Source organism: Litorivivens sp. (assembly GCF_041624475.1).
Taxonomy (GTDB): domain Bacteria; phylum Pseudomonadota; class Gammaproteobacteria; order Pseudomonadales; family Spongiibacteraceae; genus Litorivivens.
This window is the reverse complement of record NZ_JBFJUX010000003.1, coordinates 95174-113764: the sequence shown is the minus strand read 5'-3', so window position 1 is coordinate 113764 and position 18591 is coordinate 95174. Positions and strand designations below refer to the sequence as shown.

The 18591-nt window shown below is 58.7% G+C and carries 13 protein-coding genes; 4 read left to right on the top strand and 9 right to left on the bottom strand.

Annotated features, from left to right (window positions below; all coding sequences use genetic code 11):
* Positions 1–133 precede the first annotated feature (133 nt).
* On the top strand, positions 134–1081 hold the full coding sequence (locus ABY734_RS05160) for a DMT family transporter (protein ID WP_372777934.1): 948 nt from the start codon (positions 134–136) through the stop codon (positions 1079–1081).
* Between the two features lie 32 nt (positions 1082–1113).
* Here ABY734_RS05160 and pepN read toward each other — a convergent pair whose 3' ends face one another.
* The 5 genes from pepN to ABY734_RS05135 are packed head-to-tail and all read right to left on the bottom strand — an operon-like array spanning position 1114 to position 6667.
* A complete protein-coding gene (gene pepN / locus ABY734_RS05155) occupies positions 1114–3777 on the bottom strand; it encodes an aminopeptidase N (RefSeq protein WP_372777933.1) in 2664 nt (887 codons plus the stop codon).
* 6 nt (positions 3778–3783) lie between these two features.
* A complete protein-coding gene (locus ABY734_RS05150; protein ID WP_372777932.1) occupies positions 3784–4632 on the bottom strand; it encodes a DUF2797 domain-containing protein in 849 nt (282 codons plus the stop codon).
* On the bottom strand, positions 4617–4883 hold the full coding sequence (locus ABY734_RS05145; RefSeq protein ID WP_372777931.1) for a YeaC family protein: 267 nt from the start codon (positions 4881–4883) through the stop codon (positions 4617–4619). Before ABY734_RS05145 ends, ABY734_RS05150 begins: the two co-directional genes overlap by 16 nt.
* A 43-nt stretch (positions 4884–4926) precedes the next feature.
* Positions 4927–5763 carry a rhomboid family intramembrane serine protease gene (locus ABY734_RS05140; RefSeq protein WP_372777930.1) on the bottom strand — a complete coding sequence of 279 codons (837 nt, stop codon included), beginning with the start codon at positions 5761–5763 and terminating at the stop codon, positions 4927–4929.
* 25 nt (positions 5764–5788) lie between these two features.
* The gene (locus ABY734_RS05135) at positions 5789–6667 is read right to left on the bottom strand and encodes an NAD(+) kinase (protein ID WP_372777929.1); all 879 of its coding nucleotides are present in this window, start codon (positions 6665–6667) and stop codon (positions 5789–5791) included.
* Positions 6668–6703: 36 nt separating this feature from the next.
* Here ABY734_RS05135 and ABY734_RS05130 point away from each other — a divergent pair, with 36 nt between their 5' ends.
* On the top strand, positions 6704–7585 hold the full coding sequence (locus ABY734_RS05130; protein WP_372777928.1) for a DUF1853 family protein: 882 nt from the start codon (positions 6704–6706) through the stop codon (positions 7583–7585).
* Between the two features lie 19 nt (positions 7586–7604).
* Here ABY734_RS05130 and secF read toward each other — a convergent pair whose 3' ends face one another.
* From secF to purL, 3 genes are all read right to left on the bottom strand, one after another.
* The gene (secF, locus tag ABY734_RS05125) at positions 7605–8522 is read right to left on the bottom strand and encodes a protein translocase subunit SecF (RefSeq protein ID WP_372777927.1); all 918 of its coding nucleotides are present in this window, start codon (positions 8520–8522) and stop codon (positions 7605–7607) included.
* Between the two features lie 8 nt (positions 8523–8530).
* On the bottom strand, positions 8531–10396 hold the full coding sequence (secD, locus tag ABY734_RS05120; protein WP_372777926.1) for a protein translocase subunit SecD: 1866 nt from the start codon (positions 10394–10396) through the stop codon (positions 8531–8533).
* 163 nt (positions 10397–10559) lie between these two features.
* The gene (purL, locus tag ABY734_RS05115) at positions 10560–14450 is read right to left on the bottom strand and encodes a phosphoribosylformylglycinamidine synthase (RefSeq protein WP_372777925.1); all 3891 of its coding nucleotides are present in this window, start codon (positions 14448–14450) and stop codon (positions 10560–10562) included.
* A gap of 194 nt (positions 14451–14644) precedes the next feature.
* On the opposite strand from purL, the gene mltF reads away from it, so the two are divergent.
* Positions 14645–16039, top strand: coding sequence for a membrane-bound lytic murein transglycosylase MltF (mltF, locus tag ABY734_RS05110; protein WP_372777924.1), 1395 nt, complete (start codon positions 14645–14647; stop codon positions 16037–16039).
* Positions 16040–16192: 153 nt separating this feature from the next.
* On the opposite strand, the gene tadA is transcribed toward mltF, so the two are convergent.
* Positions 16193–16675, bottom strand: coding sequence for a tRNA adenosine(34) deaminase TadA (gene tadA, locus ABY734_RS05105; RefSeq protein ID WP_372777923.1), 483 nt, complete (start codon positions 16673–16675; stop codon positions 16193–16195).
* A 193-nt stretch (positions 16676–16868) separates the two neighbouring features.
* Here tadA and ilvD point away from each other — a divergent pair, with 193 nt between their 5' ends.
* On the top strand, positions 16869–18563 hold the full coding sequence (gene ilvD, locus ABY734_RS05100; RefSeq protein WP_372777922.1) for a dihydroxy-acid dehydratase: 1695 nt from the start codon (positions 16869–16871) through the stop codon (positions 18561–18563).
* Positions 18564–18591: the final 28 nt, after the last annotated feature.

The following is an 18591-nucleotide window of genomic DNA, read 5'->3' as shown; positions in this document are numbered from 1 at the left end:
TTTGCGGAGAGCATCACCCCCGCCTGATCGCCGACAAGCCCGAGGTCGAAGTCCCTGTATAATGCCGGGTTCGGGCAGCCTTGAGATGATGGCGTGCCCGGTCATGTAAACACTCTTATCCGGATGCCGGTCAATGCCACTACCCTCTTCCACCAAGGCGGATCTGTTATTGCTGCTGGTCACGCTGCTGGCGGCAATCAGCTGGATGTTCTCCAAGGAGGCGGTAATGCTGATGCCGCCTTTGTTGTTTATGGGCATTCGTTTTCTGCTGGCAAGCCTGCTGTTGGCCTTGTTCGCCTGGCGCCAGTTGCAACGCCTCGACGGTGAGCAGTATTGGCGCGGCGCCCGAGTTGGCGTGGTGTTCGGTCTTGCCATGTGTTTCTGGGTGTCCGGACTGAATGTCGCCAGCAATATTGGTGAAGGGGCTTTCCTGGCGAGCCTGGCGGTGATTCTGGTGCCGGTAATAGCGCGAATTGTGTTCAAGGAGAGGCAGCCTTCAAGCACGTGGCTGGCGCTGCCTGTAGCGGTGGCGGGGCTGGCGATGCTGTCGCTGCAACACGGCTTTCGGCTGGAGGCCGGGCAAGGGTTCTTTGTGGCAGCGGCGGTGATTTTTGCCCTGCACTACACGCTCAATACCCGCGCCGCCAACGCGCGGCTGATCCATAGCCGCGACGGCGCTACCCGCGAGCTGATGCGGATTCCCGTGATGGCGCTAACGACAATCTCGCTGGCCTGCGCTGGCGCCGTGGCACTGTCCGCATCGCTGCTGCTGGAGCCATGGCGCGCGACCTTCGAGAGTTTTTCACCGGTGCTGGCGGGCTGGATTCTGGCCAGCGTACTGATCGGCACATCCACACGCTTTGCCGTTCAGACCTGGGCCCAGAGTCTGTCGTCGTCGAATAACGGCGTTGTGATACTGGTGCTGGAGCCGGTATGGGTGGCGAGCATTTCGGCGTTCTGGTTTGACGAGCGCATGAGCGGCTCGCAAATGGCCGGCTGCGCGCTTATATTTGCGGCGCTGCTGATCAATCGCTGGAGCACGGTGCGCCGTTTGTTGACGCGCTCCCGAGCCTCGCTCTAAAGCTTTGACTGGCCCGGTACGCGCTTTTCCATTTACTCCTGCAGCGACTTGCTGACCACCTCGAACACATCGCGTGACAGCTCCGGCTCGGCCGCGATACGCTCCAGCTCGGCCTTCATCAATGCCTGCTGCTCAGGCAGGTACTTGCGCCATTTGGACAGCGGCCCCAACAGTCGCGCCGCGATCTGGGGGTTGATACGATTCAGCTCAATCACCCGCTCCGCCAGGAAGCGATAGCCACCCCCATCCAGCTGGTGAAAGTTAACGGCATTCTGGCCACAGAAAGCGCCAATCACCGCCCGCACCTTGTTGGGATTGCGAATTTCGAAGGCCGGATGGTTCAGCAGCTCTTCCACCCGCTTCAGGGTGCCCGGCCGATAGCTGGTGGCCTGAATCTGGAACCACTGATTGATGACCAACGGCTCGTGCTGCCAGTTCTGGTAGAACTGTTGCAGCGCCAGTGCCTTTTTCGACTCAAAGCTGCTGTTCACCAGCGCAACCAGTGCGGCCAGCCGATCAGTCATATTGTCGGCGCTGTCGAGCTGCTCCATGCAAACCTGCAGGTAGTGGTCTTCTTCCAACAACATCAGGTACTGCAGGCAGAGGTTTTTCAGGCTGCGCTGGGCAATCTGCTGTGCGCTGGGCTCATAGTCGCCCTGACGCTTGCTGAGCGAGCGATAGACTTCGATCAGGTCATCCCTGAGGGCGTGAGCCAGTTCCAGTCGCGCCTGCATTCTTGCGGCATGAATCGCCAGCACATCCACCGGCTGCAGTATCTCCGCCAGATAGGCCTCAGAAGGCAGGCTCAGCATCAGGGCCACCATAGCCGGGTCGAGACTGCTGTCGCGCAGTAAATTGCGCCCTGCCGTAATCAGGCGTTCGTCCAGTGCGCAGACCTGATTCTGCTGGTGGGCGCTAACCATATCTTTCAGGGCCAGCACGCCCAGTTGCTGTGAGGCTTCCCAGCGATTAAAGCCGTCGTCGTCCTGCTGCATCAAAAACAGCAGTTCGTCGCGACTGTAGTCAAAGGTCAGTTTTACCGGCGCGGAAAAACCGCGCAGTAAACTGGGCACCGGCGGCTCGGGAACATCTTCAAACACAAAGTGCTGCTCAGCCTGTTTCAGGTGCAGCACTTTATGGGTGTTATCTGCGGTTTCCGGGTCGGCCTCTTCTCCGGCCAGCTTCAAGCGCAGCGCGCCGGCATCGCCCAGCAGCCCCACCGCCACGGGAATATGGAAAGGCTCTTTAGCCGCCTGGCCGGGCGTTTTCGGGCAACTCTGCTGCAGGGTCAGGGTATAAGTGCTGTGTTCTGCATCGTAGCTGCCACTTGCTTTCACTTGCGGTGTGCCTGCCTGTGAGTACCAGAGGCGGAACTGGCCGAGATCCATACCGCTGGCATCTTCCATGGCTTTGACAAAGTCTTCGCAGGTCACTGCCTGGCCGTCAAAGCGCTCGAAATACAGGTCACTGCCCTTGCGGAACAATTCCGGCCCCAACAGGGTGTGAATCATCCGCACCACTTCGGCACCTTTTTCATAAATGGTGACGGTGTAGAAGTTGGAAATTTCCATATAGGAGTCGGGCCGCACCGGGTGGGCCATGGGGCCGGCGTCTTCGGCAAACTGCGCGGTGCGCAGCAGGCCGACGTCTTCAACCCGTTTGACAACGGGCGAGCCCATATCGGCAGAGAACTCCGCATCGCGAAACACGGTAAAGCCCTCTTTCAGGCTGAGCTGAAACCAGTCGCGGCAGGTAACGCGGTTGCCGGACCAGTTGTGAAAATACTCGTGGGCGACAACCCCTTCTACCCGCTGAAAGCCCACATCGGTTGTGGTGGCCGGGCTGGCGAGCACACAGGAGGTATTGAAGATATTGAGGCTCTTGTTTTCCATCGCCCCCATATTGAAATCATCCACCGCGACGATGTTGAAAATATCCAGATCGTATTCGCGGCCGTAGACCTCTTCGTCCCAGCGCATCGCGTTTTTCAGGGACTGCATGGCGTGGTCACACTTGTCGAGGTCTTTCTCCTCAACATAGATATGCAAATCCACATGGCGACCGCTGACAGTTACAAACTCGTCACTCACCCGCTCCAGGTCACCAGCGACCAGGGCAAACAGATAAGCGGGCTTTTTGTGCGGGTCTTCCCACACCGCGCGGTGGCGACCGTTTTCGAGGGTGTCGGTAGAAACCAGATTACCGTTGGACAAGAGCACCGGGCAGCGTTTGCTGTCGGCGTCCAGCGTAACGGTATACACAGACATCACATCGGGCCGGTCGAGGTAATAGGTGATTTTGCGAAAACCCTCTGCTTCGCACTGGGTGCAGTACATGCTGCTGGATTTGTACAGGCCTTCCAGCGAGGTGTTGTTCTGCGGGTAGATGCGCGTGGTGCAGCGCAGGGTAAAACGGTCGCCTACCTTGTCGACGGTCAGGCTTTCACCGGCAATCTGGTAGTCGGCTTCAGAAAGCGTCGCATCGTCGATAGCCAGCGACTCCAGTTCCAGCTCACAACCGTCGAGCACCAGCGGCGCGTCAACGGTTTCTGCTTCGGGATTGCGGCGCATGGCCAGCGTGGAGTGCACCAGCGTATATGAATCGAAAATTTCAAAATGCAGGTCGGTGCTGTCGATCAGAAAATCGGGCACCCGATAATCTTTCAGGTAGATAGTTGTCGCCTGAGCATCACGCATGTCTTGTTAACCTTCGTCAGAAACCGTCAGCTTGTAACCGCCGTATTTGCGGATATTGATGACACCGGTATCAAAAATAAGATACTGCCCTTTAATCCCCTGTAGGGTGCCTTCGGCAGTGGGAGACTTGTCGAGATTGAATGCCTTTACTTTAGCCGGATACTGCTCAACCGGGAAGGTGATATGCACATCTTCTGCGGCCAGTGGCTCAATCGCGTCTTCGCCAAAGCTCTCGCGCAAATGGGCAATGTCTGGCGCGCATTCGGCGCTGAGCCGATCCCGTTCGGCGTGCAAGTCCATTGGCTCGGGTTGGTTCTTGAGCATAGCCTGCCAGCTGGTTTTGTCCGCCACGTGCTGTTTAAAAATACTTTCCACCAAACCCGATTGCAGGCGATTGCTTACCCGAAAAATCGGTAGCGCCTGCACCGCGCCCTGATCTATCCAGCGGGTCGGCACCTGCGAGCCACGGGTGATACCCACCTTCACTTTTGAAGTGTTTGAGAGGTAAACAATGTGATCAATCATGCAGTGGGTTTCGCCCCACTGGGGCTCGCGGCAGGTGCCCTCAAAATAGTGACACTTTTCCGGGCTGACAATACAGCTGTCACACTGGGCCAGCCGCTGAAAACAGGGGTAGCAATAGCCCTGATTAAAGCTTTTACGGGTTTTGCGGTCGCAGTGAACACAGTTGATCTCACCTTCAAAGGTGAGCTTTAAAAAACTGCCAATGCGTTCGTTCAGTGCAATTTCGGCTTCGCCCAGCGGCAGGCGGTAATGCGCCACGCCGTCGACAAGCTGGGTGCGCATTTTCTGGGCATTACCACTTCCCAATACCGCCATTATTTGTCCGCCCATTTCAGAATGCTGGTTTCCGCTGGCTCGTCGTCGCACAACTCGCCCTCGGCTTTACTACCGCGATCAATATAGCCCACGCGCTCTTCTTCCTTGAGATTGTGCAGGTCGTAAGTGATAACCGCCTCCATACAGACTTCCTTTTGCTCGCCGGTCAGTGGTCGGCCATCGGGCCATTTACCGATCTCGACGGCGCGCTTAAGGGCCGCGTGGATTTCCGGCGTCATCGCCTTGAGCATTGCTTCTACATTCATAGGAGGAACTTCTTGATCAAAAACGGAGATTATAACAAAGGCCTCAGCGGCCGGTGAGGCGAAGGCCCAGCAGTGTTGCCAGCGCGAGCGCCACCCCGGCAACCAGACCGCCCAGATGGGCTGCGTTGGCGATGGAACCCAGCCCCACCAATTCGGTAAAACCGAGCATACAGATCAACAGCCAGGCCAGCATGAAAATCACGATGCCCTTGGGTAAGGCAAAGGCCGCGACCGGGCGAAACCGCTGCCACACCACCAGATAACCCAGATAGCCGTAGATCACCCCGGACATACCACCGAATAGCTGTCCCGGCGTAAACCAGGCCTGGGCCAGATTGGAAAACACGCCCATCAGCAGGGTAAGCAGCAACAGCGCCACACTGCCCTGCTGAAACTCAATGCGTCGCCCCAGCTCCCAGGTCCACAGACCATTGAACACCAGATGCAGCAGGCCGTAGTGCAGGAAGACCGGCGTAAACAAACGCCAGTATTCACCGGGGGCGGTGCTGATCATATAGCCGTCATCAACCGCAATAATGCGGTAGAAGGACAGCCACGACATGGCTTCAGTGCTGAGGCCCGTAATACCGGCGCCGATAATGCTGGCTGCCAGCAAGAACAGCGTCACCGGCAGGAAGGTGGTCGCGCGTGACGCTTGCGGGGCCTGCTCCTGCGGCTCGGCCTGCACCACTTCAATGTCACCGGACTCCATTCGTCGGTGCAGCGCCGCAACCAGCTCAGCAGACGCGGCATCAAGCACCCAGATAACCTGGGCGCCCTGCCACTCGCTGATCTGGTGCGGGATACCCTTGCCCGCCAGCAGGGCCGCCAGCGGTCGCAGGTCGTGATGCAGGGGGACGCGCAGTGCCTCGTAATCCATTCAACCTTCCAAAAACCCTTTTTCGTTAATTGCCCAGCTTTCCACCCCAGCCCAGTTTGTCGCGACAGCTCGCATAAAAACTGTGATCTGCGGGGTGAATCATGGTCATTTTATGGGGCTTTTTGCGCACATATACAACGTCACCGGGACGTGTCGGTATGACTTCCTGACCGTCACAGGTGACCGGCGCCGGCATTTTGTTGTCGGCCTGAATAACAATCTTGATCTCGCTTTTACCGTCGACCACAATCGGCCGACTGCTCAGCGTGTGGGGGAACATCGGTACCAGTGCGATAGCATCCAGTTTGGGATGCATAATCGGGCCACCGCCGGACATGGAATAGGCGGTAGAACCGGTCGGCGTAGAGATAATCAAGCCGTCGGAGCGCTGGCGATAAACAAACTCGCCCTCGATATACAGGTCGTACTCCATCATATGAGCTGACGTTCCGGAGTTGACGACCACATCATTGAGAGCCTCACCCACACCCACCGGCTCGCCCTGCCGTTTGACTTCCACATCCAGTAAAAATCGCTTTTCCAGCGTGTAGTGCCCATCGAGCACCGCACCGATCTGCTCTTCCAGCTCGTCCGGCGAAATATCGGTGAGAAAGCCAAGACGACCGCGGTTAATGCCCAGTATCGGTGCCGGTTGTTTGGACAGGGTGCGGGCGGCGCCGAGGAAACTGCCGTCGCCACCGACCACAATCACCAGATCGCAGGTTTCGCCAATGCTCTTGCGCGGACTCACCCGCAAACCGTGATTGGGCAGCAGAGAGGCAATATGCTCCCCCAGCACCACCGTCAGGCCGCGTGACTGCAGAAAGGTAACGAGTCGTTGCAAGGTCTCCGCAACCCCGCTACCTTCACGTCCTACAATGCCAATGTTCCGAAATGAATCCATATTCCTGCCCTAACCAAGGCCCGCCAGTATCGCACTATGACCGCGTTTATTCATACTCTAAAACACCCGCGCGTGCGCGAGCTTGCCTGGATCTGTTTTTCCGAATCCATCATCCATGACCCCGGAGCGCTGGCGTGCAAGGTTACCGCAGCTGACTTTGAACTGCACGAAGCCCGCCGCGAGGCCCTGCTGGCCCTCGACATGTCGCCCCAACCGCTGCTGAATCACCTGGAGGAAAACTGCCGCTCACGACGCCTGGGACTGGTGTTCGAGAGCTACTGGCATTTCTTTCTGCAACAGGATGAGGAAACCGAGCTGATTGCCCACAATCTTCCCGTTCGCGACGGCGGCCGGACTCTGGGCGAATTCGATGTGCTGTACTTCTGCCACCGCCGCCAGCAGGCCATTCATCTGGAACTGGCGCTGAAGTACTTCATGGCGACACCACAGCCACTGCAGGCAGGCAGCCCCATGAGCCAGTGGCTCGGACCCAACAGTCGGGACCGGCTGGATATCAAGTGGCAGCGCATGCGTGATCATCAGCTGGCGCTGCCCGCCACACCCGCCGGCCGGGCCGCGTTAAACGAACTTGGCATAAGTGAGATAGCGCAGGAAGTCGCAGTAAAAGGCTGGCTGTTTTATCACCCGGAGCGACCGGTAGAAGCAGCGCCGATCAATCCGGCACACTGTCGCGGCCTGTGGCAGACACTGGGCGATTTTTCCGAACGGGAACAGGCCTCAGACTGGCGCTATCTGGCCAAGCCTGACTGGCTAGCCGACTTCAGCAGCGCGACTGCGCTGGAAGCAAAACACTGGGCGCTGGCCGAGCAGCGCCCGATTATGCTGATTAATCAGGCGCAGGAGCGCCGCATGGTAGCGCCCGACACCTGGCCCGAAAACGTGCTGGCGCAGCCCTGAGCGCGCCAGCAGTGCGGCATCAAGGCATGTCGTCGATGGGCTCGCCTTCTTTTTCGGGAATCATCAGGTCTTCCTGACGAATACCCAGCAGCAGCATAAAGTTGGCAGCCACGTAGATGGATGAGTAGGTACCCACCACAATACCCACGGTCAAAGCCTGGGCAAAGCCGCGAATCATTTCACCGCCGGTAAGCAACAGCGCCAGCAAGACCAGCAAGGTGGTCAACGAGGTCACCATCGTCCTACCCAGTGTCTCGCTCAGCGAAACATTGATGACATCAACCGACGGCTGTTTCCGCAATTTGCGGAAGTTTTCGCGAATACGGTCAGATACGACAATGGTGTCGTTCAGCGAGTAACCGATAACCGCCAGCAGTGCGCCCAGTACTGTCAGGTCAAAGTCGAGCCGCAACAGCGAGAAGATACCCAGCACAATAATCACGTCGTGCCCCAGGGCGACTACGGCACCAAAGGCAAACTTGAGCTGAAATCGCATGGAGATGTAAATCAGCACTACGACCAGCGCCAGAAGAATGGCCAGGCCGCCCTGCTCGCGCAGTTCCTCACCCACTTGCGGGCCGACAAACTCGATGCGCCGCAGCTCCGCTTCACTGCCCGCAGACTGCTGCAAGATGCCGAGAATCTGTTCACCCAGATCCGGGCTCAAGCCCTGTGGCAGGCGCACCAGCACATCGGTGTCAGCACCAAAGTTGACGACCACGGCATCAGCGTAACCCGCCTCCGCCAAAGCGCTGCGCACATTGCTCAGGGGCTCGGCCTGCTCATAAACCACTTCAACCAGTGTGCCGCCGGTGAAGTCGAGACCGAAGTTCAGGCCACGCACCGCCAGCGAGCCGATAGACAGCAAGACCAGGCCGATGGAAAAGGCGGCCGCAATTTTGCGGGCGCCCATGAAATTTATCACTCGATCAGTCATCAGGAACCTCAGATCGCCAGTTTGTTGACACGGCGACCGCCGTAAATCAGGTTAATAATGGCGCGCGTGCCCATTATCGCGGTAAACATCGACGTCAAAATACCGATGGACAGGGTCACGGCAAAGCCTTTCACCGGCCCGGTGCCGACAGCGTAAAGAATCACCGCCACAATCAATGTGGTGATGTTGGCGTCCATGATGGTGACAAAGGCGCGATCATAGCCTGCCGATATGGCCTGTTGTGGCGAGGCGCGATTTTTCAGTTCCTCGCGGATACGGGCAAATATCAGCACGTTGGCATCAACCGCCATACCGACGGTCAGTACGATACCGGCAATACCGGGCAGGGTCAGTGTAGCCGACAATACGGACATCACCGAGATCAGCAGCACGATGTTCGCCGTCAGGGCACACACCGCAGCCACACCAAAGACCCGGTAGTAAACCAGCATGAACAGGGCCACCATACTCAGGCCGATCTGAACCGACAGTACGCCCTGCTTGATATTCTCAGCACCGAGCGAGGGGCCTACGGTGCGCTCTTCAACAAAGTCGATGGGCGCGGCCAGCGCACCGGCGCGCAGCAGCAGCGCCAGTTCAGCCGCCTCGGCAGGACTTTCCAGCCCGGTAATCCGGAACTGCACGCCCAGCGCGTCGCGAATGGTCGCCAGGCTGATGATGTGTTTCTCGTCGTAAGGCGTTTTGACGACTTTCTCTGTACCGTCCGCTGCCTGTACATAGGTGGTGCGGTTTTTACGTTCGATAAACAGCACACCCAGACGGCGGTTAATATTATGGCGCGTTACCCGGTGCATCATGGTGCCCCCCTCGCTGTCGAGGGTGATGTTTACCTGGGCCTGCCCGGTCTGCTGGTCAAAGCCGGCCTGTGCGTTGGCGACCCGCTCACCGGTAATCACGATATCCCGCTCCAGCCAGGCACCGGAGTCACCGTAGTCGTTTGAGCGAAATTCAAAACGCTGACGCTCGGACAATGGCGCGTCGTACTTGGCTTCAAGCCGGAACTCGAGGTTCGCGGTTTTACCTAGAATACGCTTGGCTTCGGCAGTATCCTGAATACCCGGCAGCTCGACTACAATCCGGTTTTTGCCCTGACGCTGCACCAGCGGCTCGGATACGCCCAGCTCGTTGACTCGATTGCGCAGGGTAGTCAGGTTCTGCTCTACGGCGTAGCTTTCGATTTCCTTGCGCTTCTGCTCGCTCAACACTGCCGTCAGGAAAAAATCGTCCTCGGTTTCGGTTTTGCTGATCTGCAACTCATTGTACTCGTCACGGATCACACGGACCGCTTTGTCGCGCAGCTCTTCAGAAGCAAATCGGCCCTCAATCCGGCCATCCTTCTGCAGCTGAACCAAACCGCGAATGCGCTCCTTGCGCAGCAGCCGCTTGATCCCGGTGTTGTAAAATTCCTGACGACTGGCAACCGCGCTGTCGGTATCCACCTCCAGCAAAAAGTGCACACCGCCGCTGAGATCCAGCCCAAGTTTCATGGGCTGTCCGCCCCAGGCGGTAAGCCAGTCCGGGGTGGTGGGCGCCAGGTTCAACGCCACGATGAAATCGTCTCCCAGTGCCCTCTGAATCAGCTTCTGGGCGGTAAGCTGTTGCTCGCGGTCTTTCAGGCGAATCAGCGCCGACTTGCCTTTTTCGCTGACGGTTTCCCCGAAATACTCGATATTTTCGGCCCTCAGTGATTCCAGCGCACGATTCAGGTCTGGCTGGCTGATGGTGGTGCCGCTGCTCTCACTGGAGATCTGAATGGCGGGGTCCGGGCTGTACAGGTTGGGGGCGGCGTAAAAGAAGCCGAACGCAACGACCAGCAGGATCAGGGCGTTCTTCCACCAAGGGTATTTATTCATCTAGCTCCACCGTTTGGGCTGCTCTGGGCAGCATTTCTTAGTCTGTGCGGTCTGTGCCGACATGGTTATATCGAGGCCGCCCTGGCAAAAAACAAGGCCGGCAACGCGAAAGCGACGGCGAGTATATCAGTCAGCGACCGGGTTTTCTGTTGCGTGCGGCGGATTACCCCAACCACACGCGGGCATTGCGGAACATTCGCAGCCAGCCGCCGTCTTCTTCCCAGCCTTCCGGACACCAGGAATTGGTCACCGCCCGGAATACGCGCTCCGGGTGCGGCATCATAATGGTGACACGGCCGTCGGAAGTGGTAACGCCGGTAATACCGGCGGGCGAACCGTTCGGGTTGGCCGGGTAATTTTCGGTCACTTGCAGGTGATTATCGATATAGCGCAGTGCCAGGGTGCCGTTACTCAGGCTGCGCTCCTGATGACTGGCATCGCGAAACTCTGCCCGGCCTTCACCGTGGGCCACCGCCACCGGCATGTGCGAACCGCTCATGCCGCTGAGCAGGATCGACGGAGAGGCTTCTATCTGCACCAGCGATACCCGCGCCTCAAACTGCTCGGAGCGGTTGCGGACAAAGCGCGGCCAGTCTTCAGCGCCCGGAATCAACTCGCGCAGATTCGACATCATCTGACAGCCATTACAAACGCCCAGTGCAAAGGTGTCCTGGCGGTTGAAGTAGGCTTCGAATTCATCCCGGGCGCGGCTGTTAAACAAGATGGTTTTGGCCCAGCCTTCACCGGCACCCAATACATCGCCGTAGGAAAAACCACCGCAGGCAGCAAGGCCCTTGAAATCGGCCAGCGAAACGCGCCCGGCCAGAATGTCGCTCATATGTACGTCAACAGCGGTAAATCCGGCCCGGTCAAAGGCTGCCGCCATTTCCATCTGGCCATTCACGCCCTGCTCCCGAAGAATGGCGATACGGGGCCGAACACCGGTTTGAATATAGGGCGCGGCAATATCGTCGTTAACGTCGTAGCTCAGCTTGGTGCTCAACCCCGGATCATCAGCCAGAATCGCGTCGTATTCCTGCTGGGCACAATCCGGGTTGTCGCGCAGCGATTGAATGGCGTAGCTGGTGTGAGACCACAGGCGCTGCCAATAGCTGCGCGGTGCCTCAAGCAGCACTTCGGCATTGCGGCGGAAACGCAGGGTATCGGTGTCTTCAGGCGTGCCGATCTCGTGAACAAAGGCCTCGAGACCGTGTTTTGCAAAAGCCGCTTTGACGGTAGCCAGTTCAGATTGAGCAACCTGCAATACGGCACCCGGTTCTTCGGCAAACAGCACCGCAACACTGGCGCCGTCCAACTCGCTCAGATCTACATCCAGACCGCAGCGTCCGGCAAAAGCCATTTCCGTCAGCGCGACGAACAGGCCGCCGTCGGAGCGGTCGTGATAAGCGAGTACAGAATCCGCTGCCAGCAGTTCCTGCATGGCGGTGAAAAAGCCCTTGAGCTGCTCGGGCTGGTCGAGGTCCGGGGCTTCGTTGCCGATCTGGTTGTAGACCTGCGCCAGACAGGAGGCTCCGAGACGATTCTTGCCGTTGCCGAGATCAACCAGTAGCAGACGCGTTTCCTGCTCCGGTTTTTGCAACTGGGGTGTGACCGTCTTGCGGACATCAAGCACCGGCGCAAAGGCTGAAATAATCAGCGACATGGGCGCGGTAACCGCCTTCTCACCCTCTTCATCCTGCCAAACGGTGCGCATGGACATCGAGTCTTTGCCGACCGGTACGGTGATACCCAGCTGAGGACACAGCTCCATGCCCACTGCGCGAACGGTGTCGTAGAGGCGCTCGTCTTCACCGGGATGACCGGCCGCACACATCCAGTTGGCCGACAAGCGGATATCGCTCAGTTTGCCAATGCGCGTGGCGGCAATATTGGTAATGGCTTCGGCAATGGCCATACGACCCGAGGCGGGTGCATCGATCAGGGCCATCGGCGTTCGCTCACCCATGGACATGGCCTCACCCGCTACGCTGTCGTAAGACACGGTGGTCACGGCACAGTCCGCCACGGGTACTTGCCAGGGGCCGACCATCTGATCGCGATGCACCTGTCCGGTAACTGAGCGGTCGCCAATCGTAATCAGAAACTGCTTGCTGCCCACGGTCGGCAGGCGCAGCAGGCGCTCCGCGGCCTCATTGAGATCAATACCATCGAAGTCCGGTGTCTGCTTTTCAAAGGCAATGCGATTGATGTCGCGGTGCATCTTCGGCGGCTTGCCGAACAGCACGTTCATGGGCAGATCGACCGGATTGCTTTGCAGGTAGCTGTCGCCAACGCGCAGATGCTTTTCTTCAGTAGCCTCGCCCACCACCGCGTAGGGGCAACGCTCGCGCTCGCAGATGGCGGCAAAGGTCTCCATGTCTTCCGGCTTGACCGCCAGCACGTAGCGCTCCTGGGATTCGTTACACCAGATCTCCAGTGGCGACATGCCCGGCTCGGCATTGGGGACATTGCGAATATCGAAGTCGCCGCCGGTACCGCCATCTTTGGCCAGTTCCGGGAAGGCGTTGGACAGACCGCCGGCACCCACATCGTGAATAAAGGCAATGGGATTGTGCTCACCGCGCGACCAGCAGCGGTCGATGACTTCCTGGCAGCGGCGCTCAATTTCCGGGTTCTGGCGCTGCACCGAGGCAAAATCCAGATCTTCGCTGGAGCTGCCGCTGCTCATGGACGAAGCGGCACCACCACCCAGCCCAATCAGCATGGCCGGACCGCCCAGCACGACCAGCTTGGCGCCGGGCTCAAAGGGCGGTTTGTCGACGTGTTCGGCTTTGATATTGCCGTATCCGCCGGCAATCATGATCGGCTTGTGGTAACCCCGACGCTCCTCGCCATTGGGGCCCGGCACGGTTTCTTCATAGGTGCGGAAGTAACCGCAGATATTGGGGCGGCCAAACTCATTGTTGAAGGCGGCGCCGCCAATGGGGCCCTCCACCATGATATCCAGCGCCGATACGATGCGATCCGGCTTGCCGTAATCCGTCTCCCAGGGCTGGATGGCGCCCGGCAGGTGCAGGTTGGAGACGGTAAAGCCTGTCAGGCCGACTTTGGGCTTGGAGCCCCGGCCGACCGCGCCTTCGTCGCGAATCTCGCCGCCACTGCCCGTGCCCGCGCCGGGGAAAGGTGCAATGGCCGTGGGGTGATTGTGGGTTTCCACCTTCATCAGCAGGTGAATATCTTCCTGATGATAGTGATACTCATGGGAGTCAGCGTCGGGGTAGAAACGCCCCGCACGGCTGCCTTCCACCACCGCGGCGTTGTCAGCATAGGCGCTAAGCACACCCTCCCCGCCCTGCTCGTGGGTATTCTTGATCATCTTGAACAGTGACAGGGGCTGCTCTTCCCCATCAATCGACCAGCTGGCGTTGAAAATTTTGTGACGGCAGTGCTCTGAATTGGCCTGGGCAAACATCATCAGCTCGACATCAGTGGGGTCGCGCTGGAGCTTCGCAAAAGCGTCGTGCAGGTAGTCTATTTCATCGTCAGCGAGGGCCAGGCCCAGCGAGGTATTGGCAGCAACCAGTGCGTCGCGCCCCTCAGTCAATACCGGGACGCTGCTCAGCTTGGCCGGTTCCTGACTCCGAAACAGTACCTGGGCTTCCTCGGGGGCACTAAAGACACTTTCCACCATCCGGTCGTGAAGTGCAGCGGCCAGGGCCTTGGCCGTGTCGGCGTCCGGCGCGCTTGGCAGGTCGAGACGATAAGCGATACCGCGCTCGATGCGTTTAATCTGGGTTAAGCCGGCGTTGTGGGCAATGTCCGTTGCTTTACTGGACCAGGGCGAGATGGTGCCCACGCGCGGGGTAACAAAGATGCACAGGCCGTCCACGTCCTCCTGCATCAGCGCGGGGCCGTAGCTCAGCAACTGAGCCAGTACCTTAAGCTGCGGCTCGTCGATTTCCCCATCTATATCTGCCAGATGAAGGTAACGCGCCGAGACGGCTCGCAGATCCGGTGCGATGTCGCGCAGTGTCTGCTGAAGTTTCTCCAGACGAAAGTCTGAAAGCGCCGGAGGTCCGGAAAGAATACGCATGCTGGCCTGATGCCCTGTGTAGACAAAAATTTGAGCGGCGTATTGTAATCGATTTGCCACCGAATTTTTATCCAAATCCCCTTTTCTCACGGTATTTGAAAATCTGGCATCCGGGGCCGCGCCAAGGCTAGAATGGCAGAACCACCCCCGGGAACAGACCGTTGAGATTTTCGCGAACCTACCAGTGCCTTCTTTTGATCAGCAGTCTGCTGCTGGCCGCCTGCCAGGAGCAGGACAGCCTCAGCGTGATTGAAGAGGAAGGCGTCCTCAAGGTCGTCACTCGCAACGGGCCCACCACCTATTACGAAAACCGCGGCAGTGGCACCGGCTTCGAGTACGTTCTCGCCAGCATGTTTGCGGATTATCTCGATGTCGAGCTGAAGATTACGCCGGTCTACGGCATCGAAGACCTCTTCTCGCACCTGGAAAAGGGCCGCGCCCAGATCGCGGCCGCCAGCCTCACTCCGTCACTGGAGCGCAACCAGCAATTCGACTATGGCCCCACCTACATGAAGGTGCGACAGTTTGTGGTGTACCGGCGCGGCATCGCCTTTGCCGCCTCGGTAGAGGACCTGATCGGCCGCAACCTGCAGGTCATGCAGGGCAGCACGCAGGAAGAGACCCTGCAGTGGCTGCAGCAAGAGCACCCGGAGCTGAGCTGGACGGCCCCGCCAAAACTGGAAACCATCGATCTGCTGGACATGCTGGAAAACGGCGAAATTGAATTCACTGTCATCGATTCCAATGAATATCTCGCCAACAAGGGCTTCTACCCGCAACACCGGGTAGCCTTCAGTATTGGCGACCCCAGCTCTCTGGCCTGGGCCCTGACCAGCAAATACGACAACACTCGCTTACAGCAAAAGCTCGATGCCTTCTTTGAAAAGATTCGCGCCAGTGGCGAACTTGCCAGCCTGATCGAGCGCTTTTACGGCCACAACGAAAGCAACACCCAGATAAATTCCCAGACCTTTGTCGAAGCGGTAGAGGCCAAGCTCCCCGAATACAAAGATCTGATTGAAAAGGTTGCGCTGGAATACGAAATCGACTGGCGATTGCTGGCTGCGATGAGTTATCAGGAGTCTTACTGGAACCCACGCGCAGTGTCACCCACCGGGGTAAAGGGCATGATGATGCTGACCCGCCGTACAGCCAAGGAAATGGGCGTTTCACACCGCTTTGATGCCCGCCAGAGCCTGCGGGGCGGCGCTCGTTATTTCAAGAAAATCTACCAGCTGCAGGCAGACGAGGTGGAAGAGCCGGACCGAACCTGGTTTGCGCTGGCCTCATACAATATCGGTCGTGGCCACCTTGAGGATGCCCGCACCCTGACCGAAGCACAGGGCGGCAACCCCAATCTGTGGAAAGATGTTAAAGAGCGTTTACCCCTGTTACGCCAGCGCAAGTATTACAGCAAAACCCGCTACGGTTTTGCTCGCGGCGACGAAGCGGTGCATTACGTACAGAATATTCGCCACTACTACAGCCTGCTGACCTGGACCGAGATCAGTAAGGTGCGGGTGCCGCCGCCCAAAGTGGTTGAGGACCTGCTGCCGCCAGCCGTGGCGCCGTTTTACAAAGCGCTCTAGGATCGCCCTCACCCCGGCCCTCTCCCAGAGGGAGAGGGGGCACGAAAATCACACCCTGCAAAGCACCCCCCTCCCTCCGGGAGAGCACGAAAGTTCACGCACCCTGTATAGCATCCCCTCTCCCCCTGGGAGAGAGTTAGGGTGAGGGAAAGCTCATTTTCGCTTGCGTGCAAAAAAACCGCTGATCAGCTCGGCGCATTCGTCTGCCAGCACCCCGCCCTGAACCTCTATCCGGTGGTTATAAAAAGGCTGTGACAACACCTGCAGCTGACTGGCCACCGCCCCCGCACGCGGCTCACTCGCGCCATAAACCAGTCGCTTTATACGCGCATGCACCAGTGAACCGGCACACATGGTGCAAGGCTCAACGGTGACATAAAGGGTGGTGTCCGGCAGGCGATAGTTACTCACGGCATGTGCCGCCGCGCGCAAGGCCACGACTTCGGCATGAGCGGTTGGGTCGTTCTGCGATATCGGCTGATTAAAGCCCTCTGCAACGAGCTGACCGTCTCGAACCAGCACCGCGCCAACCGGCACTTCGCCAAGGCGCTCGGCCTCGCGGGCCAGTGTCAGGGCATGACCCATCCACTTCTCATCTTCGCTCAGCAAGTCGATTTCCGACAGTTTACTCACCAACAGCTGCTTTCCTTACCGTTATTGCACTATCCATCATTACCGCATTCACCGCTCACGTAACATACACCGGCCAAAATCCGCCAAAAACCCATCTATGGCTTTAACCGGCCGACGCAATCGGCGACCATGGGCTCATAGTAAACGCTCCCTCAACAAGCCGCACCCCATACTTGTATCCGCAATGGAGACTCCAATGAGTGACAATACGAACACACACAAACGCCCCTACAGCAGCGAGCTGGTGGACGGCATCCGCAAAGCGCCGGGGCGGGCTATGCTGCGCGCTACCGGCTTTACCGACGAAGACTTTAAAAAGCCCCAGATCGGCATCGCCTCCACCTGGAGTATGGTGACCCCTTGCAACATGCATATCGACAAGCTTGCCGATCTGGCGTGCAAGGGCGCGGACGCCGCCGGCGGCAAAGGTGTGATCTTTAACACCATCACCATTTCCGACGGTATCGCCAACGGCTATGAGGGCATGAAGTACTCACTGGTATCGCGCGAGGTTATCGCCGATTCCATCGAGACTGTTACCGGCTGCGAGGCTTTCGACGGCCTGGTGACCATCGGCGGTTGTGACAAGAACATGCCGGGTTGCCTGATTGCCATGGCGCGACTAAACAGGCCTTCCGTGTTTGTGTACGGCGGAACCATTCGTCCGGGCAAGGGCCACACCGACATCATTTCGGTGTTTGAGGCGGTGGGCGCGCACGCCAAGGGCGATATGGAGCTGATCGAAGTAGAGCAGATAGAGAAGGAAGCCATCCCCGGCCCCGGCTCCTGCGGCGGTATGTACACCGCCAACACCATGGCTTCGGCCATCGAAGCCCTCGGCATGAGTCTGCCCGGCAGCAGCGCGCAGGACGCCATATCTGACAGTAAAAAACAGGATTGTGAAGCCGCTGGCGAGGCGGTGGTTAAGCTGATTGACCGGGACATTCGCCCGCGCGACATCATGACCCGCGAAGCCTTTGAGAACGCCATCACCGTCGTTATTGCCCTGGGCGGCTCCACCAATGCCGTATTGCACCTGCTAGCCATGGCCGACGCCATGGAAGTCGACCTTTCCATCGACGATTTCACCCATATCGGGCGCCGCGTGCCTGTCGTGGCAGACCTGCGCCCATCGGGCCAGTACATGATGTCGGAGCTGGTGGAAATCGGCGGCATCCGCCCGCTGATGAAACGGCTGCTGGATGCGGGGCTGCTGCACGGCGACTGTCTGACGGTTACGGGTAACACCCTCGCCGAAGATCTGGCTGACACGCCAGACTACCCGGCAGGTCAGGACATCATCCGCCCCCTGGAACAGCCCATCAAGAAAGACAGCCACCTGCGTATTCTGCGCGGCAATCTCGCCCCCGAAGGTGCAGTGGCCAAGATCACCGGCAAAGAGGGCCTGTCCTTTACCGGACGTGCGCGGGTATTCGAGTCCGAAGAGGAAACTCTGGACCGGATTCTTGATGGTACAGTGCAAGCCGGCGACGTTATCGTTATCCGCTACGAGGGCCCCAAGGGGGGCCCGGGCATGCGCGAGATGCTCGCCCCCACCTCGGCCATCATGGGGCGGGGCCTGGGTGAAGACGTGGCGCTGATCACCGACGGGCGATTCTCAGGCGGCAGCCACGGCTTTGTGGTGGGCCATATCAGCCCCGAAGCGATGGACGGCGGCCCCCTGGCGATTGTTCAGGATGGCGACCAGATCACCATTGATGCCGAACAGGACGAAATCACCCTGCACGTGGACGAAGCTGAAATAAGCACTCGGCTCCAATCCTGGCAGCGCCCACCTCTGCGCTACCGGCGCGGTGCCTTGGCGAAATATGCGAAGCTGGTGGGGTCGGCGTCAGGCGGGGCAGTTACTGATTCACCTGATGTGGGGTGAGGCAGGCGCTTACCCCCCCCCAGAATCA

Excerpts from the sequence above, each read along its gene's own strand:
- secF (WP_372777927.1), bottom strand. The coding sequence starts at position 8,522 with ATGACTGATCGAGTGATAAATTTCATGGGCGCCCGCAAAATTGCGGCC.
- ABY734_RS05130 (WP_372777928.1), top strand. The coding sequence starts at position 6,704 with ATGACCGCGTTTATTCATACTCTAAAACACCCGCGCGTGCGCGAGCTT.
- purL (WP_372777925.1), bottom strand. The coding sequence starts at position 14,450 with ATGCGTATTCTTTCCGGACCTCCGGCGCTTTCAGACTTTCGTCTGGAG.
- ABY734_RS05150 (WP_372777932.1), bottom strand. The coding sequence starts at position 4,632 with ATGGGCGGACAAATAATGGCGGTATTGGGAAGTGGTAATGCCCAGAAA.
- ABY734_RS05140 (WP_372777930.1), bottom strand. The coding sequence starts at position 5,763 with ATGGATTACGAGGCACTGCGCGTCCCCCTGCATCACGACCTGCGACCG.
- ABY734_RS05160 (WP_372777934.1), top strand. The coding sequence starts at position 134 with ATGCCACTACCCTCTTCCACCAAGGCGGATCTGTTATTGCTGCTGGTC.
- secD (WP_372777926.1), bottom strand. The coding sequence starts at position 10,396 with ATGAATAAATACCCTTGGTGGAAGAACGCCCTGATCCTGCTGGTCGTT.
- ABY734_RS05145 (WP_372777931.1), bottom strand. The coding sequence starts at position 4,883 with ATGAATGTAGAAGCAATGCTCAAGGCGATGACGCCGGAAATCCACGCG.
- ABY734_RS05135 (WP_372777929.1), bottom strand. The coding sequence starts at position 6,667 with ATGGATTCATTTCGGAACATTGGCATTGTAGGACGTGAAGGTAGCGGG.
- pepN (WP_372777933.1), bottom strand. The coding sequence starts at position 3,777 with ATGCGTGATGCTCAGGCGACAACTATCTACCTGAAAGATTATCGGGTG.
- ilvD (WP_372777922.1), top strand. The coding sequence starts at position 16,869 with ATGAGTGACAATACGAACACACACAAACGCCCCTACAGCAGCGAGCTG.